The organism is Billgrantia ethanolica (assembly GCF_021404305.1).
GTDB classification, from domain to species: domain Bacteria; phylum Pseudomonadota; class Gammaproteobacteria; order Pseudomonadales; family Halomonadaceae; genus Halomonas; species Halomonas ethanolica.
The window spans coordinates 519,455-542,365 of record NZ_JABFTX010000001.1 but is presented as its reverse complement, the minus strand read 5'-3'; the positions used below and the strand labels follow the sequence as shown (position 1 = coordinate 542,365).

At 65.4% G+C, this 22,911-nt stretch carries 27 protein-coding genes; 12 read left to right on the top strand and 15 right to left on the bottom strand.

Going from position 1 to position 22,911, the window contains the following annotated elements:
- Positions 1-7 precede the first annotated feature (7 nt).
- On the top strand, positions 8-742 hold the full coding sequence (locus HOP53_RS02510) for an RNA methyltransferase (RefSeq protein WP_234268544.1): 735 nt from the start codon (positions 8-10) through the stop codon (positions 740-742).
- A gap of 213 nt (positions 743-955) precedes the next feature.
- On the opposite strand, the gene HOP53_RS02505 is transcribed toward HOP53_RS02510, so the two are convergent.
- The 8 genes from HOP53_RS02505 to HOP53_RS02470 all read right to left on the bottom strand — a co-directional run bounded on the left by HOP53_RS02505 (position 956) and on the right by HOP53_RS02470 (position 7,217).
- The gene (locus HOP53_RS02505) at positions 956-1,993 is read right to left on the bottom strand and encodes an Lnb N-terminal periplasmic domain-containing protein (protein ID WP_234268543.1); all 1,038 of its coding nucleotides are present in this window, start codon (positions 1,991-1,993) and stop codon (positions 956-958) included.
- Between the two features lie 91 nt (positions 1,994-2,084).
- Positions 2,085-3,053, bottom strand: a complete 969-nt coding sequence (locus HOP53_RS02500) for a branched-chain amino acid transaminase (protein ID WP_234268542.1) — start codon at positions 3,051-3,053, stop codon at positions 2,085-2,087.
- Entirely contained in the window at positions 3,050-4,177 is a 1,128-nt protein-coding gene (locus HOP53_RS02495; protein WP_234268541.1) for a class II histone deacetylase, read from the bottom strand. Before HOP53_RS02495 ends, HOP53_RS02500 begins: the two co-directional genes overlap by 4 nt.
- On the bottom strand, positions 4,174-5,115 hold the full coding sequence (gene lhpI, locus HOP53_RS02490) for a bifunctional Delta(1)-pyrroline-2-carboxylate/Delta(1)-piperideine-2-carboxylate reductase (RefSeq protein WP_234268540.1): 942 nt from the start codon (positions 5,113-5,115) through the stop codon (positions 4,174-4,176). The genes HOP53_RS02495 and lhpI overlap by 4 nt, the downstream gene beginning before the upstream one ends.
- A 1-nt stretch (position 5,116) precedes the next feature.
- On the bottom strand, positions 5,117-5,473 hold the full coding sequence (locus HOP53_RS02485; RefSeq protein ID WP_086511986.1) for a RidA family protein: 357 nt from the start codon (positions 5,471-5,473) through the stop codon (positions 5,117-5,119).
- Positions 5,474-5,539: 66 nt separating this feature from the next.
- Entirely contained in the window at positions 5,540-6,574 is a 1,035-nt protein-coding gene (locus tag HOP53_RS02480) for a histone deacetylase family protein (RefSeq protein WP_234268539.1), read from the bottom strand.
- Positions 6,575-6,653: 79 nt separating this feature from the next.
- Positions 6,654-6,920: a hypothetical protein gene (locus tag HOP53_RS02475; RefSeq protein WP_234268538.1), complete on the bottom strand. Its 267-nt coding sequence runs from the start codon at positions 6,918-6,920 to the stop codon at positions 6,654-6,656.
- A 117-nt stretch (positions 6,921-7,037) separates the two neighbouring features.
- Positions 7,038-7,217: a hypothetical protein gene (locus HOP53_RS02470; RefSeq protein WP_103969599.1), complete on the bottom strand. Its 180-nt coding sequence runs from the start codon at positions 7,215-7,217 to the stop codon at positions 7,038-7,040.
- 160 nt (positions 7,218-7,377) lie between these two features.
- Here HOP53_RS02470 and HOP53_RS02465 point away from each other — a divergent pair, with 160 nt between their 5' ends.
- Both HOP53_RS02465 and HOP53_RS21540 read left to right on the top strand, forming a co-directional pair.
- Positions 7,378-8,586, top strand: coding sequence for an MFS transporter (locus tag HOP53_RS02465; protein ID WP_234268537.1), 1,209 nt, complete (start codon positions 7,378-7,380; stop codon positions 8,584-8,586).
- On the top strand, positions 8,583-8,708 hold the full coding sequence (locus HOP53_RS21540; protein WP_254914266.1) for a hypothetical protein: 126 nt from the start codon (positions 8,583-8,585) through the stop codon (positions 8,706-8,708). The genes HOP53_RS02465 and HOP53_RS21540 overlap by 4 nt, the downstream gene beginning before the upstream one ends.
- 63 nt (positions 8,709-8,771) lie before the next feature.
- Here HOP53_RS21540 and HOP53_RS02460 read toward each other — a convergent pair whose 3' ends face one another.
- A complete protein-coding gene (locus HOP53_RS02460; protein WP_234268536.1) occupies positions 8,772-9,719 on the bottom strand; it encodes a LysR substrate-binding domain-containing protein in 948 nt (315 codons plus the stop codon).
- 126 nt (positions 9,720-9,845) lie between these two features.
- On the opposite strand from HOP53_RS02460, the gene HOP53_RS02455 reads away from it, so the two are divergent.
- The 5 genes from HOP53_RS02455 (at position 9,846) to HOP53_RS02435 (ending at position 13,748) form a co-directional block, all read left to right on the top strand.
- The gene (locus HOP53_RS02455; protein WP_234268535.1) at positions 9,846-10,715 is read left to right on the top strand and encodes a pirin family protein; all 870 of its coding nucleotides are present in this window, start codon (positions 9,846-9,848) and stop codon (positions 10,713-10,715) included.
- Positions 10,716-10,785: 70 nt separating this feature from the next.
- Positions 10,786-11,406: an isochorismate family cysteine hydrolase YcaC gene (ycaC, locus tag HOP53_RS02450; RefSeq protein WP_234268534.1), complete on the top strand. Its 621-nt coding sequence runs from the start codon at positions 10,786-10,788 to the stop codon at positions 11,404-11,406.
- Between the two features lie 69 nt (positions 11,407-11,475).
- Positions 11,476-12,051 (top strand): antibiotic biosynthesis monooxygenase, encoded by a 576-nt coding sequence (locus tag HOP53_RS02445; protein WP_234268533.1) that lies wholly within the window; start codon positions 11,476-11,478, stop codon positions 12,049-12,051.
- Between the two features lie 98 nt (positions 12,052-12,149).
- Positions 12,150-13,091 carry a pirin family protein gene (locus tag HOP53_RS02440; protein WP_234268532.1) on the top strand — a complete coding sequence of 314 codons (942 nt, stop codon included), beginning with the start codon at positions 12,150-12,152 and terminating at the stop codon, positions 13,089-13,091.
- Positions 13,092-13,139: 48 nt separating this feature from the next.
- Positions 13,140-13,748: an NADPH-dependent FMN reductase gene (locus HOP53_RS02435; RefSeq protein ID WP_234268531.1), complete on the top strand. Its 609-nt coding sequence runs from the start codon at positions 13,140-13,142 to the stop codon at positions 13,746-13,748.
- Between the two features lie 87 nt (positions 13,749-13,835).
- Here the strand turns inward: HOP53_RS02435 and HOP53_RS02430 are convergent, their stop codons facing one another.
- Entirely contained in the window at positions 13,836-14,021 is a 186-nt protein-coding gene (locus HOP53_RS02430; RefSeq protein WP_234268530.1) for a hypothetical protein, read from the bottom strand.
- A gap of 173 nt (positions 14,022-14,194) precedes the next feature.
- Here HOP53_RS02430 and HOP53_RS02425 point away from each other — a divergent pair, with 173 nt between their 5' ends.
- The gene (locus HOP53_RS02425; RefSeq protein WP_338073285.1) at positions 14,195-15,424 is read left to right on the top strand and encodes a patatin-like phospholipase family protein; all 1,230 of its coding nucleotides are present in this window, start codon (positions 14,195-14,197) and stop codon (positions 15,422-15,424) included.
- Complete coding sequence (locus tag HOP53_RS02420) at positions 15,421-16,866, top strand: GntP family permease (protein ID WP_010628222.1); 1,446 nt, start codon at positions 15,421-15,423, stop codon at positions 16,864-16,866. The genes HOP53_RS02425 and HOP53_RS02420 overlap by 4 nt, the downstream gene beginning before the upstream one ends.
- Before the next feature lie 44 nt (positions 16,867-16,910).
- Here HOP53_RS02420 and yddG read toward each other — a convergent pair whose 3' ends face one another.
- Genes yddG through corA form a run of 3 tightly spaced genes read right to left on the bottom strand, consistent with a single transcriptional unit; the run spans position 16,911 to position 19,723 of the window.
- On the bottom strand, positions 16,911-17,807 hold the full coding sequence (yddG, locus tag HOP53_RS02415) for an aromatic amino acid exporter YddG (protein ID WP_234268529.1): 897 nt from the start codon (positions 17,805-17,807) through the stop codon (positions 16,911-16,913).
- Positions 17,808-17,849: 42 nt separating this feature from the next.
- Positions 17,850-18,608 (bottom strand): helix-turn-helix transcriptional regulator, encoded by a 759-nt coding sequence (locus HOP53_RS02410; RefSeq protein ID WP_234268528.1) that lies wholly within the window; start codon positions 18,606-18,608, stop codon positions 17,850-17,852.
- A gap of 29 nt (positions 18,609-18,637) precedes the next feature.
- A complete protein-coding gene (corA, locus tag HOP53_RS02405) occupies positions 18,638-19,723 on the bottom strand; it encodes a magnesium/cobalt transporter CorA (RefSeq protein ID WP_234268527.1) in 1,086 nt (361 codons plus the stop codon).
- 170 nt (positions 19,724-19,893) lie between these two features.
- On the opposite strand from corA, the gene HOP53_RS02400 reads away from it, so the two are divergent.
- Together HOP53_RS02400 and HOP53_RS02395 are read left to right on the top strand one after the other, a co-directional pair.
- On the top strand, positions 19,894-21,357 hold the full coding sequence (locus HOP53_RS02400; RefSeq protein ID WP_234268526.1) for a sodium/glutamate symporter: 1,464 nt from the start codon (positions 19,894-19,896) through the stop codon (positions 21,355-21,357).
- A 70-nt stretch (positions 21,358-21,427) separates the two neighbouring features.
- Entirely contained in the window at positions 21,428-21,835 is a 408-nt protein-coding gene (locus HOP53_RS02395) for a VOC family protein (protein ID WP_234268525.1), read from the top strand.
- Positions 21,836-21,852: 17 nt separating this feature from the next.
- Here the strand turns inward: HOP53_RS02395 and HOP53_RS02390 are convergent, their stop codons facing one another.
- On the bottom strand, positions 21,853-22,197 hold the full coding sequence (locus tag HOP53_RS02390; RefSeq protein WP_234268524.1) for a TfoX/Sxy family protein: 345 nt from the start codon (positions 22,195-22,197) through the stop codon (positions 21,853-21,855).
- A gap of 80 nt (positions 22,198-22,277) precedes the next feature.
- Positions 22,278-22,865, bottom strand: a complete 588-nt coding sequence (locus HOP53_RS02385; RefSeq protein WP_234268523.1) for a TetR/AcrR family transcriptional regulator — start codon at positions 22,863-22,865, stop codon at positions 22,278-22,280.
- Positions 22,866-22,911: the final 46 nt, after the last annotated feature.

Sequence of the window (22,911 nt, the reverse complement as noted above, 5' to 3'; positions counted from 1 at the left end):
TCGACCCATGCTCGCCAATATTCGCATCGTACTCGTCCAGACCTATCACCCCGGCAACATCGGCGCCTCGGCGCGGGCCATGAAGACCATGGGCCTGACGAATCTGGTGCTGGTCAACCCCCGCTGCTTTCCCGATAGCGAGGCGTCACGGCTGGCAGCAGGCGCCGAGGACGTGGTCGACGGTGCCCGAGTGGTGGCCACGCTGGAAGAGGCGGTGAGCGACTGCGTTCAGGTGGTTGGGGCCAGCGCACGGCTGCGCAGCCTACCTCTGCCCCACTTCGACGAGCCCGAGGCGATGGCCCGGGAGCTGGTGGATAACGCCTCGAGCGACCCCGTGGCTCTGGTGTTCGGCCGCGAGCGCTTCGGCCTGACCAACGATGAAATCCGGCTGTGCAGCCATCAGGTCAGCATCCCGGCCAACCCGGACTACGGCATCCTCAATCTCTCCCAGGCGGTACAGGTGCTCGCCTACGAAACGTTCAAGGCCTGGCGCCTGCGGCCCGAGAACGAGTATCGCCCGCCGCGCCCCGCCGAGGAGCGTCAGCCGACCCGCGAGCAGATGGCTCACTTCCATGAGCACCTGAGCCGCGTGATGCAGGTGAGCGGTTTTCTGACCCAGCCCCACGCGCGCACCGAGGCCCAGCTGCAGGCCCTGTTCGCCCGGGCCCAGCCCAGCCGCAAGGAGCTGTCGCTGCTGCGGGGCCTGCTTCGCTCACTGGAAGAATCCGCATCGGGCGACTAGGCTTCGAAATGCCCTGTCACGGAAACTTCTTTTCCTCGTTACGGCACTGTCATCGCCGCCATGTGATAAAGGGCTCGACCCCAAGAGGGGGTTGGCAAGGGACACTGTCGAACTTGCGACACGGACGCGAGCAAGGAAGCTTACCTGCAGCGGCATTACACATGCCCAGGGAGACATGCGCCACGAGGCTACTTGCCCGTGGCGCTCTTTCTTTCATGCCCCGCGACGCTCTTCTACCACCTCCGACTCGTCGATCTTCAGCGACTCCCAGCCCGGCACTCCCTCACGGATTTGCTGCGAGAAGTCTGGCGCGCGGTGCACCTGCCTCGCCCGTTCGTCGATCCGGCCGTCGGCCTCCAGCTCGGGTAGCGAATGACCGGGCCAAAGTCCGCCCACCTTGAAGGCATAGCCTGGCAGCCGGTCGGTGACCAGCAGGCGGTAATCGAACGGCAGGCGTGCGCCTATGCCGCGCGCCATGTCGAAGATCAGCGTGGTGCAATTTGCCGTGATGGTGTTGTAGAAACGCGGTGATTCGACCAGCGCATTGGCCTCGTCGACGTAGGCCAGCAACAGCGAACGCATCGCTTTGCGCGACATGTGCAGACGATAGATCGAGACCCGCTCGCCGCGTACCTTGGTACGCAGCCCCACCGCATCGCGCTCGTCGGCGGCGACGATAGCCAGCTCGTACTGGCGGAAGAAACCGCCGATCTCGGAGAATCGCTCGCCCTTCAGGCGCCGCACCTCCACGGAGAAAAGAACGAAGCGCTCACCTTCGAAGCCGAAGGAGATCATCACGTGAGCGACACCGGGACGCCCCCAGCTGGAGACGATCATGTCCACCGAGTCGAGCCGCTCAAGATCGTAGCTGCGCTCTTCCCAGTGCTCCTCCGCCTCGTCTCGGGTGTGCCAGTCGAAGTCACGCACATGATGCAGCGTCAGGCGATCGCCGCACACCTCACCGGTGGCCAGATGGACCACATCCGCCGACCAGGCTCGATCATGGGTAGGGCGCAGGCGGAACCACCAGGTCAGCAGTACCACCATCAGCAACAGAAAGACGACACTGGCCGGCCAGAGCCCCTGGAAGCCGAGCGTGACCAGTACCAGCGCGACCAACCCCCAACCGGCTACCGCCAGCCGCCGCTGGAACGGTGTACCGGGCAGGCGGAACCACAGCGCAGCTGCGCCCCACATAGCCGCCAATGCCAGTACGGTATGGGCGACGATTGCTACTATCAGCTGAGCCATTTCATTCCACTTTTTCCGAGATGCGGCCATATTAGCAGCCTGCACAAGGGCATGCCTGTCTCGCAGTGGTATGAGATGACGAAGGCCGAAATCAGGCTGGCGTCAGCCAGTCGGCATAGTTCGCCAGACGGCCTTCCAGCTCGCCGTGGATGACCTGCCGATAGAGCCGCTGCAGCTGCGCCGTCACGGAATTGGCGTCGATGGGCTGCCCCGGCAATGGTGCGCCGGCTCGGGCACCGATGTGGCGCCCGTCGAGTTCCCGCAGCGGCAGGATCTCTGCCGCCGTGCCGGTAACGAAGGCCTCGTCGGCGGTATACAGCTCGTCGCGGGTGATACGGCGCTCGCGCACCTCGATTCCCAGCACGTCGCGGGCCAGGCGGATCACGCTGTCACGGGTGATGCCCTGCAGGCAGGAGGTCACTTCCGGCGTATGCAGTGCCCCGTCGCGCAGCAGGAAGACGTTGGCGGCGGATGCCTCGGCCACGTAGCCCTCGGGATCGAGCATGATCGCCTCGTCGAACCCCGCCTTGACCGCGGTATTGAGCGCCAGCATCGAGTTGACGTAATGGCCGTTCGTCTTGGCCCGGCAGAGGCTGATGTTGACGTGGTGGCGAGCCCAGGAGGAGGTCAACGCCCGCAATCCCAGGGTGGCGGCCTCGGCCGAGATGTAATCGCCCAGGTCCCAGGCGGCGACCATGACGTGCACCGAAAGCCCCTTGGCACGCAGCCCCAGCCCTTCAGCGCCGAAGAACACGGTCGGCTTGAGATAGGCATTGCTCAGTTCATTGCGCGCCAGGCTCTGGCGCTGCGCCTCGATCAGCGTTTCTTCGTCGAAGACCACGGGAATATCCAGCGCGTGAGCACTGTCGAGCAGCCGGCGGGTATGCTCGGCGACCCGAAACAGGTGGGTGCCGTGGGTGCCCGCATAGGCCCGTACGCCCTCGAAGCAGCCCATGCCGTAGTGCAGCGTGTGGGTGAGCAGGTGCGTCTTGGCGTCGCGCCAAGGCAGCCACTCGCCGTCCAGCCAGATCCAGCCGTCGCGGTCGTATAGCGGGGTCATGTCGTCCTCGTCGCTCCAACGCGCCGCCACCCCTCTCGCCAGCTGTCGATCAACTCGCGCTGATGGGGTTGCAGCGACTGGTAGGCCCAGGCGGCGATCTCGTCGTCCTGCGGATCGGGCACCGCAATGCGGCTACCCGAGAGGGCTTGCAGCACCGCATGACCGCACAGCGGCACGTAGCCTTCGGAATAGCCGCCCTCATGAATCATCACCAGCTTGCCGCCACTGATACGCTCGGCCAGGGCTTTCAGTTGCTGCGTCATGGCAGCGAAGGCCGAACTGTTGAGCATCATCTTGCCCAACGGATCCTTACCGCAGGCGTCGTAACCGCAGGCCACCACGATCAGATCGGGAGCGAAGTCGCCAATGGCGGGCAACACCAGTTCCTGCATGGCATAGCGATAGGCACCGATGCCGCTGCCGGGCGGCATCGGCAGGTTGAGGTTGGCACCGAGACCCGTGCCCTCGCCCAGCTCATCGAAGTTGCCGGTGTCGAGCGGATAGTTGCCGGCCTGATGAATCGACACCGTCAGCACGTCAGGATCGTCGTAGAACGCCTCCTGCTGCCCGTTGCCGTGATGCACGTCCCAGTCGAGGATCGCCACGCGCCGCGCCAGACCCAACGCCCTGGCGCGCATCACCGCCACGGGAATGTTGCCGAGCAGGCAGAAGCCGCGACCGCGATCGGCCTCGGCGTGATGCCCCGGCGGGCGACACAGGGCATAGGCATTGGGCAGCTCACCGCCGGCCACCGCCTCTACCGCCGCGATCGCCAGACCGGCTGACTGGCGCGCCGCCGCCAGGCTGCCCGGCGTGTAAGGGGCACATTCACCGGCATCACCGCCGTGAGACCTGTCGCCCTCTTCGAGTTCGTCCAGATAGCGCCCGGTGTGGAATCGCGCCAGGTCCTCGCGACTGGCTGGCGGCGCCTTGCGCACGTCGAGTTCGTCGATCAGCCCCGAGACTTCGAGCAGATTCTTCAGCCGACGCTTGCTCTCGGGACTTTCGGAGGCGGGCTGCGGCTGCAGGAACTCCCCCGGTGCCGAGAATACGCCGATGGCACCTGGGTCATGCCAGAAGCAGCGCTCGTGCCAGAAGAAACCGGTTCTGCGCCCTTCACTCATGGCCGCTTCTCCAGTTGCTCCCAGACCTCGATGGCAGCCGCCAGATCCTCGAGAGAAGCGCCCACCGACTTGAACAGCGTGATTGCATCAGGACTTGAACGCCCCGTCTTCTCCCCTTTGAGCAGTTCCGCCAGATCGGCGGCAATGTCGTCGAAGGAGAACGCCCCTTCCGCAATGGCCTGATGCAGGTCGCCTGCTTCGCCCCGGGCCCCGGCGTAGGTGTCGACGAACACCTGAGAACGGCGCAGACACTCGGCGTCGGTCTCACGCATGCTGGGGCGAAAGGCGCCGATCAGATCGAGGTGCGTACCGGGTGTGAGCCACTCACCGCGTATCAGCGGCTCGGTGGAGAGCGTCACGCAGCTGATCACATCGGCCTCACGAGCAGCGGCGGCAAGGTCCTCCACCGCCTCGCAGTCGAAGCGCTTGGCGTAATCCGCCGCCACTTGGCGTGCCTTCTCAGGGTTGCGCCCCCACACGCGCACGCGCCGAATGGGGCGCACCGCAGCGTGTGCCTCGATCACCATGGGGGCCAACTTGCCGGTGCCCACCACCAGCAGCGACTGCGCGTCCTCCCTGGCCAGCTCGCGGGCGGCCAGCGCAGAGGCCGCCGCCGTGCGCCGTCGGGTCAGTTCGCTGCCCTCGAGACAGGCCAGCGGGCGGCCATGGGCCCCCTCGCTGAGAAAATAGACGCCGGCGATGGCCGGCAGGCCATGCTCGGCATTCTGCGGGAAGACGTTGACCATCTTCACGCCAATGTAGCCGGCCCGTTCCCAGGCCGGCATCAACAGCATGGTGGCTTCGCCATCCGGCCGATGCATGGCGTGATGATGACGCGGCGGCGCCTCGACCCCTTCACGGAAGGTCCGCGCCAATCGCTCGATCAGCGCCTCCCAGGGCAGCGCGGCGGCTACCTCATCGGCGGTGACGACACGCATGTCAGGCCTCCGGCAGCGCCGCGATCACCATGATCTCGACTTTCCATTCGGGCTTGGCCAGCTTGGCCTCCAGCGCAGCGCGAACCGGCGGGCGCCCCGGCACCACCCAGGCTTCCCAGGCAGCGTTCATCTGGTCGAACTCGGCCATGTCGGTGACCCACACCTGAGCCGAGATGAGATGCTCCTTGGAGCTGCCGGCCTGAGCCAGCAGCTCGTCGATGCGCGCCAGTACCTGCTCGGTCTGGCCGCGCATGTCGGCAGTGGCATCGCTCGGCACCTGGCCGGCCAGATACACGGTACCGTTGTGCACGGCGATCTGGCTCATGCGGGCGTTGCTTTCATGGTATTGCACGGACATGTCGTTCTCTCTTGCTATAAGTAATGGGGTTGAAGCAGCCGATCATGGCATGCCTACGAGGCGACGTCAGCCACCCATGAAGCCATCCATGAAGGCGGCAAGGTTATTGCCCAGGTGCTCGGTCGGATAGCCGCCTTCCTGAACCAATACGACAGGCAGTTTCATTCGGCCAAGGCGACGCCCTACCTCAGTGAAATCCTGCGTCTCCAGTGTCATGCCGGCCAGCGGGTCGTCGCGGTGCGCATCGAGCCCCAACGCCACGACCACGGCCTCGGGACGGAAGCTTTCCATCCTGGCGATCAGGATCTCCAGCGCCTCGAGGAAGGCCGCGCCATCGCTGCCCAACGGCAGCGGCAGGTTGACGTTGGCGCCCAGGCCTTCGCCCATGCCCTCCTCGTTGGCGCCACCCCAGAAGAAAGGATAGAAGTCGCTCGGATCCACGTGCAGTGATCCGGTCCAGACATCGCCCCGGTAGTAGAAGATATCCTGGGTGCCGTTGCCGTGGTGAAGATCGACGTCCAGTATCGCCACCCGCGAGAAGTGCTCGCGAAGCACCGTGGCCGCCAGCGCCGAGTTGTTGAGGAAGCAGAATCCCCCGGCCCGATCGGGCCCGGCGTGATGCCCGGGTGGACGGCACAGCGCATAGGTGGTGCCATGGCCTTCGAGCAGCGCCTCAGCAGCCGCCTGGGCCGTTGCCGCGCTGGCCAGTATGCCGTGGAAACTGTCGGCGCCGATGGGGCACGCCATATCGTGCAGGTGCCAGCCCGCCTGACCCACCGGGTGGCGAGGATAGTGGTGCCCGCCGCCGCAGGGATGGATATTGGGCATTACCAGTTCGGAAGCACCGGGCAGCTCGCGCCAGCGAGCATGAATGGTCTCGAGGAAGCTCAGATAGCGCGGCGTATGAATCTTCTCCAGACGGCTGCGCAGCCGCGGACTGTCGACGTCCTCCGGCTCGTGCAGTGCCAGACCGGTGGCCTCGATACCCTTGGCCAACAGCTCGGCACGCACTGGCCCCTCGGGAGACGCGGCAAGCTTGCCACGCAACAGGAAGGAGCCTGGTGCATGCAGCTCCTGATCGGGGTGGTAGAAGAGCTTCATCTCGGTTCCTCAGGCGAAACGAGTCGATAGTTCTTCTACCCTACCCTGCCGGGCGGCATCGTGAAACCACCCAGCTTCCTCAGCAGCGCCCCTTCTTGGCCTGCCCGGGCGGGCAGAAGCCACCGCGACGATGATCGCGGTAGCGTCGATCGTGGTAGTAATAATGCCGCTCCACGTAGCGATCGCGGTGGCGGTAGCGGTGCTTGTCGCCGTGATAGTGGCGATGCGAGCCATCCACCACCACCAGCGGCTCGGGGGTAATGCGTGCCGGCGAATAGCTGCAGCCGGCCAGCGCCAACATCAGAGGCAGAACGGCCAGGGTGAGCAGACGCGGGAGCAGTTTCATGACTTTTACCTCGCTGGCAAAGCGGAAGATGCCCCTCCGATTCCCTTACGGAGTCGTCGTGATGCAGTTCAGGTGCGACTCTCTATGTGGTACTGCCTGGGCTGTTGAAGAATGGCTTCAGCAGCGCCCTTTTTTGGCCTGACCTGGCGGACAGAAGCGACCGCCGTGATGGCCACCGCGATTGTCATCGATGACGATCAGCGGCTCCGACTTGATACGTGCCGGCTGGTAGCTGCAGCCGGCCATCAGCATGGCGGCCAGAACGACCAGTAAAGTGAATGACAAGCGCCGTGACATGACGAATCTCCGCATTGACGAACAGTGTTCATGATAGCCGAGCAGAGCGCCTTTACACATGTGGCACAGCGGCAACAAGGAAGTCGCCGAATGGCGACATTGCCAGCCCCTCGATAACGCGCGATAGTGCATGCTCGTTAGCCTGCAAACGGGACACACCATGGACGCCCTTCGCCGCCATTCGCTGCTGCTGATACTGCTCGGCAGTCTGGTCATCTCGCTGGCTATGGGATTGCGCCATGGATTCGGTCTGTTCCTGGAGCCCATGAGCAGCGACCTGGGCTGGGGGCGTGAGGTATTCGCCTTCGCCTTGGCGCTGCAGAACCTGATCTGGGGCTTCGCCCAGCCCTTCACCGGCGCGCTGGCGGATCGCTATGGCGCCGCCCGGGTGGTGGTCATAGGCGGTGCCCTCTACGCCCTGGGCCTGCTGTTCATGGGGATTTCCGAGTCGGCGCTGGGCATGTCGCTCTCCGCCGGGTTGCTGATCGGTCTGGGACTCTCGGGCACCACTTTCTCGGTGATTCTGGGCGCCGTGGGCCGCGCCGTGGCCCCGGAGAAGCGCAGCATGGCCATGGGTATCGTCAGCGCGGCGGGGTCGTTCGGTCAGTTCGCCATGCTGCCCGGCACCCTGGGCCTGCTCGGCTGGCTGGGCTGGTCGGCCGCATTGCTGGCCATGGGCGCCCTGGCGGCCATGATGGTGCCACTCGGCGCCATGCTGAAGGACCGCCCCTCCGCACGCCTGGCCACGGACCTCTCACTACGCGGGGCGCTGGACGAAGCCGCCGGTCATCGCGGCTTCTGGCTGCTCTGCCTGGGCTTCTTCGTATGCGGCTTTCAGGTAGTGTTCATCGGCGTGCATCTACCGGGCTATCTGTTCGACAACGGCCTGGCCGTGCACGTCGGCAGCACGGTGCTGGCCCTGGTGGGCCTGTTCAACATCTTCGGTACCTATGCCGCCGGCTGGCTGGGCGGCATCTACTCCAAGCCGCGCCTGCTCAGCTGGCTCTACCTGACCCGCGGCGCGGTGATCGCCGCCTTCGTGTTCCTGCCGCTGAGCCCCGCCAGTGCCTACCTGTTCGGCATCGCCATCGGCCTGCTGTGGCTCTCTACCGTACCCCTGACCAACGGCATCGTGGCCTCGGTGTTCGGCGTACGCCACCTCTCCATGCTCGGCGGCATCGTCTTCCTGTTCCACCAGGTCGGCTCGTTCACCGGCGTATGGCTGGGCGGCATGCTCTACGACCTGCACGGCGACTATGATGTGGTATGGAAGCTTGCCATTCTGCTCTCGGTGGCCGCCGCTCTGCTGCACTGGTTCATCAGCGAGGCCCCCATCGAGCGCAGCGCTCCTCGAGAGGCTCAAGCATGAAGCGTTACCCCTTGGTGAAACTTGCCGCACTGATCGTGCTGGCCGGTGCTCTGGCACTGGTCTGGTGGGGCTGGCAAACCGCCGATGCGTCGCTGCTGCTGCTCGGCGTGCGGCTGTGCTGAACCCACCGCCCCCGCTTTCCCCTGCTCGGCCCACCCCGTTCCCGGCCTAGCCTGCAGCGTGACTCACGCTTCGCTCGTCGCCTGAGACAGTGCCCAGGCGGTATCGCTGGTGAAGTCGATCTCGTTGATGTTCTTGGCCAGGAAGTCGAGCAGTGCCCGCACGGCGGGAAGCACACCCCGCCGCGAGGGGAATACCGCATGCAGCACGCCACCCCTCGGCTCCCAGCCTGGCATCACATCGATGAGACGTCCCACCTTCAAGTCGTTGCCGGCCACCAGCAAGGCCAGCTTGACCACTCCCAGCCCAGCCAGCGCAGCCTGATGCAGCGTCTCGGCGTTGTCGGTGACCAGCCGGGGGTGATGACGAATCTGCGCCGTCGCTCCCTCGGGGCCATCCAGCACCCAGTCGTGCTGTCTGCCCACCTGATCGAAGTCGAGGCTGGGCAATCCGGCCAGGTCGCCCGGTGCCTGCGGCTTGGGCCACGCCTCGAACAGGGCGGGCGCGGCCACCAGCCGCTGGGGGCTGCGCGACAGCACCTTCATCGAGAGGTCGCTGTCCTCGAGCGGCGGAAAACGCACGCGAATGGCCATGTCGAAGCCTTCCCTGATTAAGTCCACCCGGCGGCTGGTGGCCTCCACCTGGACCTCCACGTCCGGGCACTGAGCCATGAAGCGCACCAGCAGCGGCGTGATCAGGTAGTGCAGCAGGCTCGGCGGGCAGCTCAGCCGCACCGTGCCCCGCGGCAACGCCAGGTTGCGCTGAATCAGCTCCTCGGCGGCCTCCGCCTCCACCAGCATCGCCGCGCAGTGGCGGTAATAAGCCTGGCCCAGCTCGGTGACCGAGAGATGGCGCGTGGAGCGATGAATCAACCGGGCACCCAGCCGCTCCTCGAGTTGCGCGATGCGCCGGCTCAGCTTCGATTTGGGAATGCCGAGGGCGCGCCCGGCCGGGGCAAAGCCACCATGGTCCACCACCTGGACGAAGTAGTAGAGGTCGTTGAGGTCCTGCATATCGTTCCGCCCTTGTTGTCCTATTCATGGAACGCTGAGTGTGAATTATACCCTCTACTCCCCCTTCCGTTCTCCTCATAAGCTTCCTGTATCGGGCAAAGGCCCAATCCATGCAGGAGCCAGACCATGAAGAAGATCCAAGGCATCTACGGCGCCCCTCGCGGCCACTGGGTCGGCGACGGCTTCCCCGTGCGCTCGCTGTTCAGCTATGACCGCCACGGCGCCGATCACCTGAGCCCCTTCCTGCTGCTCGACCATGCCGGCCCGCATGACTTCCCGCCGGCAAGCCGGCCGCGCGGCGTCGGCGCTCACCCGCACCGTGGCTTCGAGACCGTGACCCTGGTCTACAAGGGCGAACTGGAGCATCGCGACTCCACCGGCAGCGGCGGTCGCATCGGCGTGGGTGACGTGCAGTGGATGACCGCCGGAGCCGGCATCGTCCACGAGGAGCTTCACTCCGGCGACTTCACCGCCCAGGGCGGCACCCTGGAAATGGTGCAGCTGTGGGTCAACCTGCCGGCCGAGCACAAGTCGGCCCCCGCGGCCTACCAGACCCTGCTCGACGCCGACATTCCACGCGTCGCGCTGCCTGACCGCGCCGGCGAGCTGCGGGTGGTCGCCGGCAAGTACCGCGGCCATGAAGGGCCGGCTCATACCTTCACCCCGATCGAGGTGTGGGATCTGCGGTTGGCGGCAGGCGGCGAAACGAGCCTGCAAGTCCCCGAGGGACACACCACGCTGCTGGTGGTGCTCGAAGGGACGGTACAGGTCAACGGCGACGCCGTGGTGCGTGACGCCGGCCTGGTGTGCTTCGAGCGCCAGGGCGACGAGATACGGCTTGAAGCCAACAACGACGCTAAGCTGCTGCTGCTCGCCGGAGCCCCCTTGGGCGAGCCGGTGGTGGGGTACGGCCCCTTCGTGATGAACAGCGAAGCCGAGATACATCAAGCCTTCGCCGATTTCCAGGCCGGCAAGTTCGGTCGCCTGGAGGGTTAGCGGCACCGCCGCGACCAACCGCGCCCGGCTCCCTGACCGGGCGCTCCACTCACCCCTGGAGGATAGACCCATGTCCTTTACCTACAACCGACTCGACAAGGACGATGTGGCCCTGCTGATGGTCGATCATCAGTCCGGTCTGCTCTCGCTGGTGCGCGACTTCAGCCCAGACGATTTCAAGAACAACGTGCTGGCCCTGGCCGACATCGCCAAGTTCTTCGAGATCCCCACCATCCTCACCACCAGCTTCGAGGACGGCCCCAACGGGCCGATGGTGCCGGAACTGAAGGAGATGTTCCCCGACGCGCCCTACTTCGCCCGCCCCGGGCAGATCAACGCCTGGGACAACGAAGCGTTCGTGGCGGCGATCAAGGCCACCGGCAAGAAGCAGCTGCTGATCGCCGGCGTGGTGACCGAGGTATGCGTGGCCTTCCCGGTACTCTCGGCCCTGGAAGAAGGCTATGAGGTATTCGTCGTCACCGACGCTTCCGGCACCTTCAACCAGACCACCCGGGACGCCGCCTGGGACCGCATGTCCCAAGCCGGTGCTCAGCTGATGACCTGGTTCGGAGTGGGTTGCGAACTGCACCGCGACTGGCGCAACGACATCGAGGGCTTCGGCGGCCTGCTGGCCGGCCACCTGCCCGCCTACGCCAACCTGATCCAGAGCTACACCGCCCAGAAGCGCTGATGGGCCGGGCCCGGCACCTGCCGGGCCCAACCCCATTCACCGCGCACTTCGGCCTGCCCAGGAGGCGTCATGTCCACTCACCAACTCAAACCCACCGACCACTGCGACGGGGCGACCATCCAGATCCGCCACCGCGTGCGGCCCGGGGCCGCGGATCGCTACGAGACCTGGCTGCGCCAGATCATCGCGGCCGCCGGACGCTTCCCAGGCCATCAGGGGGTGCACATCCTGCGCCCTCCCGAAGGTCATCACGACTACGAGATCGCCGTGCGCTTCGCCAGCGACGACGACGCCCGACGCTGGCGGGAGTCGGCCGAACGCCGTGAACTCATGGCGACCGTTCAGGGAGACCTGCAACAGCCCGAGCGGGTGGAGATCGTCAGCGGCATCGACTACTGGTTCACCCCGCCCAACCCCGCCAGCAGGCAGCCAACGCGCTGGAAACAGTGGCTGGTGACCACCTCGGTGATCTGGCCGCTGACCATCATCGTACCGCTGCTGTGGCAACCGCTGTTCGGCCAGCTGCCGCTGCTCGGCACCTGGGGGATCCGTCACGGGCTGATCGCCGCCACCATCGTCGCGCTGGTGGTCTACGTGGTCATGCCCCGAGTGGTGAAACTGGTAGCGCCCTGGCTGTTCCGTTGAGTCATGAGCATCCTCTCTCAGGCAGGGCGAACGGCCAAAGCCTATGCTGAAACGAGCGCCTTCCGTCCTGCCCACTTCATCCTTCCGGGAAAACGACAATGAGCAATCTCGTCAACGAAGCCGATCTCTCCTCCTCCCTGGATTGCCCCATCGTCGACGGTAAACGCCAGGTGCAGCATGTCGCACCGCGTACCGCCGACGTGGGCGGCATCCCCGTCAACCGCGTGCTGCCTTCGCGTCATCGGCGCCTGATCGGCGCCTGGTGCTTCCTCGACCATGCCGGCCCGGCGGTGTTCAAGGGCGACTCACGTGGCCTGCGTGTCGGCCCCCACCCCCACATCGGCCTGCAGACCTTCACCTGGATGATCGAGGGCGAAGTACTGCATCGTGACAGTCTGGGCAACGAGCAGGTGATTCGCCCCGGCCAGGTCAACCTGATGACGGCAGGTCGCGGTATCAGCCATACCGAGGAGTCGGTGCCCGGTGAGTCTCACCTGCATGCCGCTCAGCTCTGGATCGCCCTGCCCGAAGCCCATCGCCGCACCGACCCGCGCTTCGACCACTACCCGACACTGCCGCAGTGGCGCGAAGGCGACGTCGAGATGACCCTGCTGACCGGTGAGTTCGGCGGCCACCGCGCACCGACGCTGGCCTTTTCGCCGCTGGTTGGCCTGGACCTGGCGACCACTGCGGGCGGCGCGCTGGAACTGCCGCTGCGCGAGGATTTCGAGTACGGCTTGCTGCCGCTGGAAGGCGAACTCGCGATTGAAGGCGAACGCTTTTCCGCCAACGAGCTGGCTTACCTTGGGCGCGGACGCCGCGACGTCACCATCGAACTGCCGGCAGGTGGGCGAGCCATTCTGGTGGGCGGTGAACCGCTGGGCGAGGAGATCCTTATCTGGTGGAACTTCGTCGGTCACAGCAAGGCCGAGATCATCGAGGCCCAGCGCGACTGGGAAGCCGGCAGCGAGCGCTTCGGCAGCATTCCCCAGTTCGACGGCAAACGCCTGGAGCCGCCGCCTCTGCCCTGGCAGGCCTGAAAGCCAGCAACCGATCCCCCAACCACCTGAAGAGAGAGACACTCATCCATGACCACCTATACGCCACCGCGCATACTGGTCTTCGCCGGCAGCGCCCGAGAGAACTCCTTCAACAAGCGCCTCGCCCACCTGGCGGCCGAGCGAGTCGAGCACGTCGGCGGCCTGGCCACCTTCATCGATCTGCGCGACTACCCGCTGCCGCTCTATGACGGTGATCTGGAAAATCGCGAAGGGCTCCCTGCCAACGTGCGCAGCCTCCAGGCCCTGCTCGCCGAGCATCAGGGGCTGCTGATCGCCTCACCGGAATACAACGGCTTCATCACGCCGCTGATGAAGAACACGCTCGACTGGATGTCTCGCTCGGATGGCGAGAACAGCGGTCTGGCCCTGTTCGCCGACCAGGTGGCCGCGGTGATTTCCGCCTCGCCGGGTGCGTTCGGTGGCATGCGCAGCCTCGCCCTGCTCCGCCAGTTGCTGGGCAATCTCGGCGTGACCGTGCTGCCCAATCCGCTGGCGATACCCCGCGCCGCCCAGGCCTTCGATGAAGCCGGTGAGCTGGCGGACGAGAGTCAGCGGGAGCGCCTCGACGCCCTCTGCCGGCGCCTGGTGACGACACTGGCCAAGCTGCAAGCGACCGACCCCGGCGACGATCGGTGAGCGGCAAGCGCTCAGACACACGACCACTGACGAAAAAGGCGTCCATGCCGACCGGCATGGACGCCTTTGATTACTGCCCAGGCTCACTCAGATATAAAACTTGGGCAGCTTGCGTGCGGCACGCTTGCACTTGGCTTTCTTGGCGCGAAGCGGAACGTCCCAGATGGTCAGGAACCGCTCAGTGACGGGTGCCGCTTCACTCACGGCAATGCCCCGGTCACGACGGCTCGGCAACGGCAGATCCCAGATGGTGGGGAAACGCAGTGTATTCATGATGTATCACGGTTCTCTGAACCGCCTCCGCATCGTTTGTGGAAGTATTTTTCATATTATCCACGTCATTAGACTTTAGTTCAACATTTCTTCGAACTTTCCCTTCGCTCGGCATGTCATTCGCCAATAGGGTCGTTATACTGCAATGCAACATGAATGACGCAGGAGTTGGCATGGCCAAGGAAGAACGCAAGCACATCGACCTCGCCCTGCAGGGCGGCGGCTCACATGGTGCCCTGACCTGGGGAGTGCTGGACCGGCTGCTGGAGGAGGAGCGGCTGGAGATCGATGGCGTCAGCGGTACCAGTGCAGGAGCGATGAATGCCGTGGTGCTGGCCGATGGGTTGCACCGCGGCGGGCGTGAGGGAGCGCGCCAGGCGCTGCATGACTTCTGGCGCGGCGTCAGCGACGCGGCACGTTTCTCGCCCATCCAGCCGACACCGTGGGACCAATTGATGGGCAACAGCAGCCTGGACAACTCCCCCAGCTACCTGATGTTCGAGAGCCTCACCCAGCTCATCGCCCCGGCCAAGCTCAATCCGATGAAGTTGAATCCACTGCGCGATCTGGTGTGCAAGCTGGTCGACTTCGAACGGGTCAATGCCTGCCGCAAGGCCAAGGTGTACGTCACCGCCACCAACGTCCGTACCGGGCGCGCCAAGGTCTTCACTCAACCCGAAATCACGGTGGATACGGTGATGGCCTCGGCCTGCCTGCCGTTCATGTTCCCGGCGGTGGAGATCGACGGCGAGGCCTACTGGGACGGTGGCTACAGCGGTAACCCGGCGCTGTTCCCGCTGGTGGACGACATGGATTGCCAGGATCTGGTGGTGGTGCAGGTCAACCCGCTGGTCAGGCAGCGCCTGCCGGACAGCGCCCGGGATATCATCAACCGCATCAACGAGATCACCTTCAACACCAGCCTGATCAAGGAGCTACGCAGCATTCAGCTGTTGCAGCAGCTGATCGACGCCGAAGGGCTCGAGGTTGAGCGATACCGCTCCATGCGCCTCCACCTGATCCATGCCGAGCAGGAGGTGGAGAAGCTCTCCGCCTCGAGCAAACTCAACGCCCAGTGGGATTTCGTCTCGCGCCTCTATCGTCAGGGACGCGGCTGGGCCGATCTGTGGCTGCAGGAGAACTTCGACAAGCTGGGCCAGTGCTCCACTTTCGATCTCAATGCCGTGTTCAGCGATACCTTCCGGCCGCTCGCCCGCCCCAGCGGCACGAGCCAGGACGTTGCCGCGGCCGAACAGGACAAGCCCAGCGCCGAAGAGCCCAGTGCCAGGCTGCTTCCCGACAAGCAGCCCACCGACAAGGGCGCCACCAGCAAGGCCTCTACCGGCAAGGCGCCCAGCCGCAATGACTCCAGCATGAAGACTGGCAAAGGACACGAGTCATGAGCGGCATCCTGGCCATCGTCGTTGCGCTGGTCCTGCTGATGTACCTGGCCTACCGCGGCCTCAGCTTGCTGATCCTGGCCCCGGCGCTGGCCGCCCTGGTGGCGCTGGTGTCGGTGGATACGCCGCTGCTGGCCAGCTACACCCAGGTCTTCATGGGCTCGGCAGGCAACTTCATCGTCAGCTTCTTCCCGCTGTTCCTGCTGGGGGCGATCTTCGGCAAGTTGATGGAAGACTCCGGCAGCGCCGAGGTGCTGGCCGGTGCCATCGTCGAGCGTCTGGGCGAGAGCCGTGCCATTCTCGCCGTGGTGATTTCCTGTGCAGTGATGACCTACGGCGGCGTGTCGCTGTTCGTGGTGGCTTTCGCCGTATTCCCCATCGCCGCAGCACTGTTTCGCAAGGCCGATCTGCCCAAGCGACTGATCCCCGGCACCATCGCCCTAGGTGCCTTCACCTTCACCATGACGGCGCTGCCCGGTACGCCGGCGATTCAGAATGCCATCCCGATGCCGTTCTTCGGCACATCGCCCTTCGCCGCACCGGGGCTCGGCATCATGACAGGATTGATCATGCTGGGCCTGGGTCAGGCCTGGCTCACCTACCGCGCCAGGCAGGCCCGAGCAGCGGGCGAAGGCTACGGCGAGCATGACAGCGAGCCCACGCCGCACGACCACTTGCGCGAGCGTGCCGCCGGCGAAGGTTTCGACCTGGCCGAGGTCCAGCCTCAGCCGCGCAGCGGGCTGCCCAGTCTGCCCCTGGCACTGCTGCCCATCGTACTGGTGATCGCACTGAACCTGCTGTTCACCACCGTGGTCATTCCAGCCATGGACACCGGCTACCTGGCGGATCCGGTCTACGGCGCCACCAGCATCGAATCGGTACGTGGCGTGTGGTCGGTCATCGCCGCGCTGGTGTTCTCGATTCTGGTGCTGATCGCGCTCAATTGGTCGCGGCTGCAGCAACTTACCGCCTCGCTGGACAGCGGCGCCAACGCCTCGCTGCTGCCGATCTTCAATACCGCGAGCCTGGTCGGCTTCGGCTCGGTGATCGCCTCGCTGGCGGCCTTTGATGCCATCAGTGCCTGGGTGACCACCGCCGGCGGCGACAATCCGCTGATTTCGCTGGCTATCGCGGTGAACCTGCTGGCCGGCATGACGGGGTCCGCCTCCGGTGGCATGAGCATCGCCCTTTCCACCCTGGGCGACACCTACCTGGCCATGGGCCAGGCGGCCGGTATCTCACCGGATCTGCTGCACCGGGTCACTGCCGTGGCCACCGGCGGGCTGGACGCCCTACCCCACAACGGCGCGGTGATCACCCTGCTCTCGATCTGCGGCTTGACCCACCGCCAGGCCTACCTGGACATCGCCGCGGTGGCCGTGGTGGGGCCGATCATCTCGCTGATCCTGCTGATTCTTGTGGGCTCGCTGGTGGGCTCTTTTTGAGCGACTCGTTTTGAACGGTTCTTTCCAGCCCCCGTGCGCCCGTCTCAGGCGGAGCGCACGGGGGTTTCCCGCCTCTTGCGGCGGGCCAGCGCGCCGCTGCCAACCAGCATGCCCAGGGTGATCACGCCTGCCGCCAGGGCCAGCAGCGGCGTGGCCTCGGCGTAGCCGGCCACGATCAGCACCAGGGTCGAGAGCAGCGGCGTGGCATAGGCCAATAGCCCAAGCAGGTGCAGGTCGCCGTGCTTGACGCCGATGTCCCAGGTGAAGAAGGCACTGCCCACTGGCCCCAGGCCCAGCCCGACCACGCCCAGCCACTCGATGCCCTGGGGCCAGCGCGTTGCCTCGAACAGGCCGTGGCAGCCAAAGGCCAGCAGCGCCGTGACCAGACAGAAGCCACCCACCGCGCTGGTCGGCACCGCCTTCTTGGCTCGCGACAGCACCGAATAGCCGCTCCACACCAGGGCACAGGCGAAGGCCGCCCCATAGCCCAGCGCGCTGCCGCCAGCGCCCAGGTCGCCGCCGATCAACAGCGCCGCCCCGGCAAAACCCAGCAGCCCGCCCATCACGTGCCTGGGCAGCAGCCGCTCTCCCGGCAGCAGGCCGACGAACAGCACGATCAGCAGCGGCCACAGGTAGCTGATCAGCCCCGCATTGGCCGGCGGTGCATTCTGCTGGGCGACGAAGTAGAGCGCGTGATAGCCGAACAGCCCGCCCACTCCCAGCGCCCACACCGAAGGCGCCTGGCGCAGCGGAGCCGTGAACGACTCACGCCGCCACAGGCTCCAGGCCAGAAAACACAGGAAGGCAATACCGAAGGCCAACCCGGTGAGCAGGAATGGCGGTACCGGCCCCGAGAGCTGGGTCAGGGTGGCGAGCAATGCCCAGTTGAGAATGGTGGTGGCCCCGATGGCCGTGGCCTGATGGCGGGAAAGCGATAACATTGCGCAAGCCTCGTCAACAACGTCGAGGCTCGAGCATGCCCTTCAGGCCAGGCTGTCGCTTGTCGAATCCTGACCTGTGGCGGCAGTACCCTTCACCAACGCCAGCCGCCGCCACTCGCTGGGCGAAACCGCATGCCACTGGCGGAAACTCTTGGAAAAATGGGCGCTGTCGGCGAAGCCGCAGGTCTGGGCCACCTCGGTCAACGAGACGTTGTCGATCAGCAGCCGCTCGCGGGCCAGCGCCAACCGTTCCCGCACCAGCCATTCGTGGGGCGATTGGCCGGTCAGCGCACGGAACTGGCGGGCGAAGACGGCCTCGGCCAGGTGGCAGCGACGGGCCATCTCGGCCACGCGCCAGGGGTGGGCCAGATCGGCGCGCATGGCGGGCAGCAGATCGAGCAGCTTGAGCCGCGGCGGCGGCAGGCGACGACCGCCGGCTCCAAGCGCCAGCTCGAGCCAGCGGGCCAGCGTCTGGTCGGTGTCGCCAAGCCTTTCCCCCCGGGCCACCAGCGGCTCCGGCAAACGCCGCGCCGAACCTTGGAACAAGCCCTCCAGAGCCAGCGCCTCGCACCACCCCTCGGGCAGGTCGAGTACCAGCACGCGGTTGTCTCCCGGCGCCAGATAATGATGCAGGTCGCCGCTGGCCACCGGGGCCAGCACACCGCGGGTCACGTGGATGAGCCGCCCTGCCGCTTCCAGCTCCAGGGCGCCACCGAGCCCCAGCAGCAACTGGTGAAAACCGTGCCGGTCGCTCAGTTCGCGATCGGGATAGCTTCGCGTTTCGACAATGGGACTGTCCATGACATGTCCAGGCAGTTTTGAGCTAAACCCTAGAACCAGTGCTTGCGCTTGAACCACACCACCATGCCGATCCCGACGGCAATCATCATCCCCCACACCAGAGGATAGCCCCAGTACCAGCCGAGCTCAGGCATGGCGAAGGGACTGTCGGGATTTTCGAAATTCATGCCGTACACGCCGACGATGAAGGTCAGCGGCATGAACACGGTGGCAATGATGGTCAGGGTACGCATGCTCTCGTTGAGCCGATTGCTCATGCTGGAGAGGTAGACATCGAGCAGGCTGGCCGTCATGTCACGATAGCTCTCCACCAGGTCGATAACCTGCACGGTATGGTCGTAGATGTCGCGCATCCAGAGCCGCGTGTCGGGGGTAAAGAGATCGTCGTGATCGCGCAGCAGCTGGTTGATCACCTCGCGGGTGGGCCACAGATAGCGGCGCAGCATGATCAGTTCGCGCTTCAGCCCATGCAGGTGCTCCAGGGTCGAGCTGTCGGGACGGTCGAGAATTTCCACCTCGAGCGCCTCGATGCGCTCGCCCACGCTGTCGAGCACCGGGAAGGCGTGGTCGACGGCGGCATCGAGCAGGCCATAGAGCAGGTCATCCGCCTCGCCCAGCGCCCGGCCGCCACGCTCCTTGAGCCGCCGCCGAAAGACGACGAAAGGATCCAGCGCCCCGCCCATGAAGCTGATGATGACGTTGCCACCCATGAACAGAGCCAGTTGATAGAGATGCAGATCGCCCTCAGCGTCCACTTCCGGAATGCCGAGGAACACCACCAGCGACTCATCGAAACGCTCCACCTTGGGCCGCTGCCCGCCGTTGAGGATGTCTTCCTGCGCCAGCGGATGCAGCCCGACCCGGTCGCCCAACAGCTCCAGTTCCTCTGCCGTCGGCACGCCCTGCACGTGCAGCCAGCACAGCGGCTCTTGCGCGTCGACGCCGGGGGTGGCCTCAGGCGCGACCTCAAGGGGCTCGCCCCAGCGCCCCGAATCACGACGGGCCAGCGTATAGGTGGCCGGCGCCAACAGCGCCGCCTGCTCCAGCGTCAGCTCGCGCAGCGTCCCCGGGGCGGTGCCGGCCGGGTGATAGTGCTTCTTGAACAGTCGGGTCATGTGGGTGTCGATCCTAGGCGATTCGGCCCTATCAATATTGACATGCTTTGACGCCACCACGAATTCTGGACGGCATTGGCACGTCTGCTGGTTCAGCGAAGCAACGAAATTCAGCTAATCTGTAACGTGGCATGAGGTAAAAGGAAGCCAGCCCAAGGAAGGAGAACGACATGACCATGACGGTGGGCGAGCTTTTCATTGCCCTGGTGCTGATCTCGCTGGTGCTGCTGGCCAGCAATGCCATTCGCAACGTTTCGCCCTGGCTACGGCGACTGTTCCTGCCAAGCTCGGTGATCGGCGGTGCGATCCTGCTGCTGCTCGGCCCGGAGGTGGCGGGCCGCGTCGTTACCGCTCCCTTCGAGGAAGCCGCCGGCCTGTTTCCCGAGTACGTTTTCGAGAGCTGGGCCGCCCTGCCCGGCCTGCTGATCAACGTGGTGTTTGCCGCGCTCTTCATCGGCCGACCGATCCCCGGGCTACGCACCATCTGGATGCGCGCCGGGCCGCAGGTGGTGGTGGGCCAGACCATGGCCTGGGGCCAGTACGTGGTCGGCCTGACCCTGGCGATCCTCATTCTCGCGCCCGTGTTCGGCATGAACCCCATGGCCGGCGCCCTGATCGAGATCGGCTTCGAAGGCGGCCACGGCACCGCTGCCGGCATGGCCGATACCTTCGCCGAGCTCGGCTTCGAGGAGGGTGCCGACCTGGCACTTGGGCTGGCTACCGTGGGCATCGTCTCGGGGGTGCTGATCGGTACGCTGATGATCAACATCGCCGCCCGGCGCGGGGTCATCAGCCTGGACAAGACGCGTAAGACCTCGGAGGCACTGGACGAAGCCCAGGCCATGTCCCAGGGCGAGGAAAACGAACTGCCGCCTACCGAGGAGTACAGCGAGTTCAAGAAGGACCTGGCCCAGGAAGAGGAAACCGCCGATCCGCTGAGCCTGCATATCGGCCTGGTCGGCATCGCCATCGCCATCGGCTGGCTGATCCTAACCGCCCTGCAATGGATCGAGCAGCAGACCTGGGCCCGCAACGACGGCCTGGAAATCCTCGCCCACGTGCCGCTGTTCCCCATCGCCATGATCGGCGGCGTGATCGTGCAGCTGAGCGTGACGCGCTTCGGCCTCGAACCCCACGTCTCCAGCCGCACCATGGCACGCATCGCCGGCACCGCCCTCGACTTCACCATCGTCGCGGCGCTGGCCACCCTGTCGCTCACCGCCCTGGGCGAGCACTTCATTCCGTTCCTGCTGCTGGCCCTGGCGGGCATCGGTTGGTCGCTGTTCGTTCTGATCGTGATCGCCCCGCGGGTAATCCCCGAGAACTGGTTCGAGCGCGGCATCGGCGACTTCGGCCAGTCCATGGGGGTGACCGTCACCGGCTTGCTGCTGATGCGGATGGCCGACCCCAAGAACCGCTCCGGCGCCTTCGAAAGCTTCGGCTACAAGCAGCTGATGTTCGAACCGGTGGTCGGCGGCGGGCTCTTCACCGCGGCATCGCTGCCGCTCATCGCCCAATTCGGCGCCCCCGCCATCCTGGGTTTGGCCCTGGTGCTGACCGTCGCCTGGCTGATCTTCGGCCTGCTCTACTTCGGCCGCATGGTACCGGAGCGAGGGCGCGGCAGGTGGAAGTGACTCAAGCGCTGGAGCCTGCCGACCGCCTGAGCCATAGTGTCGATGGGCTCCTCATGAGAAGCGGGAAAGCATGCTGCCTATCCAAGGAATCGATCATCTGGTGCTGCGCATCCGCGACACCGACGCCATGCTCGCCTTCTACTGCGACGTGCTCGGCTGCACGGTGGAGAAGCGTCAGGAAGAGATCGGCCTGATCCAACTGCGCGCCGGACGCAGCCTGATCGACCTGGTCCCCGTGACAGGCCCGCTGGGGCAGCGTGGCGGCGCCGCCCCGAGCCGCGAGGGGCGCAATCTCGATCACTTCTGCCTGCGCCTGGAACCCTTCGACGAGGTGGCGATTCGCCGACATCTGGCCACGCACGGCATCGAGGCCGGAGAGCTCATGCAACGCTACGGCGCCGAGGGCACAGGCCCCTCGCTCTACCTCGAAGACCCCGAAGGCAACACCGTCGAGCTCAAGGGGCCGCCCACCATCTGAACGTCACCGGCCGGGCCTCAGGGTTTCGTCTTGCGCTTGCCCGCCTGAGCGCGTAGGGCGGCCTCGAAGGAGCGGCGTGCCCAGGCTGCGGCCAGCTCGCGGTCCTCGAACAGCTCCTCCGGCGCCTGGTAGTAGGACATCTGCACCAGCCTGCCGCCCTTGTCGTACTCGAACGGCTCGAGTCCCTCGCGCTCGAAGTCGCCAAGGTTGTGCGCATCGACCTTGAGATAGAGTGTTTCGTCGGCCACCAGTGCGAACATCAGGCCATCATGATAGATGCCGTGGCCGCCAAACATGCGCCGCGCGGTGATGGGACCGAACAGCTCGAACACGTCGCGCAGCGAATCCGTATATTCGCTCACGGCATCTCCTCCTTCTCCGTAGCGGCCAGCCGATGCAATAGCTCAGTCGCTCACCTACATGAAAAATGCCGGGAGACGTTTCAGCGTTCTAGCCCCTGCACCCATGCCAGCGCCAAATCCGCCTTGGCCTCGTCATCGAGTCCCAACGACTCCAGCGAGGCCCAGGTGGTGAAAGCCAGGGCATGCTGCAACGTGATCGTCAGGCGTGAATCCCCGCCCGCCGCGCAGCTTTTGCCAATTTCCTCGCCGACCCCATGCAGATAAGCGCGGAACTCCGCCATGGGCCCCTGGATCGCCGGTACCTTCGGCTCATCGCGATGTGCACCCTGCCACATGCGCTGGGTACCCCGGTAGTAGCGATAAAAGGCCAGCAGCGCCGCATACACCCGCTCATCGTCGCCTTCGCAGGCCTCCCAGGCAGTTGGCACCGGCGGTGGGTTCAGCTCGAGCCAATGGCTGGTGCACGCCTCGAATACCGCAGTTTCGTCGGGGAAATGGCGATAGACGGTCAGGCGCTGGACGCCCGCCCGCTGGGCGATGGCGCTGATAGTCGTGTCGCTTGGCCCGATCTCCTCGTGCAGTGCCATCGCCGCCTCGACGATACGCAGGCGGGTCTCTTCACGGTCGGCGGCGCGCTTGCGCTGGGTATAACGGCGTGTCTTTGTCATTCAATGAACATACATGTTTATTCAAATCTTGACAAGCGGCTCCGCC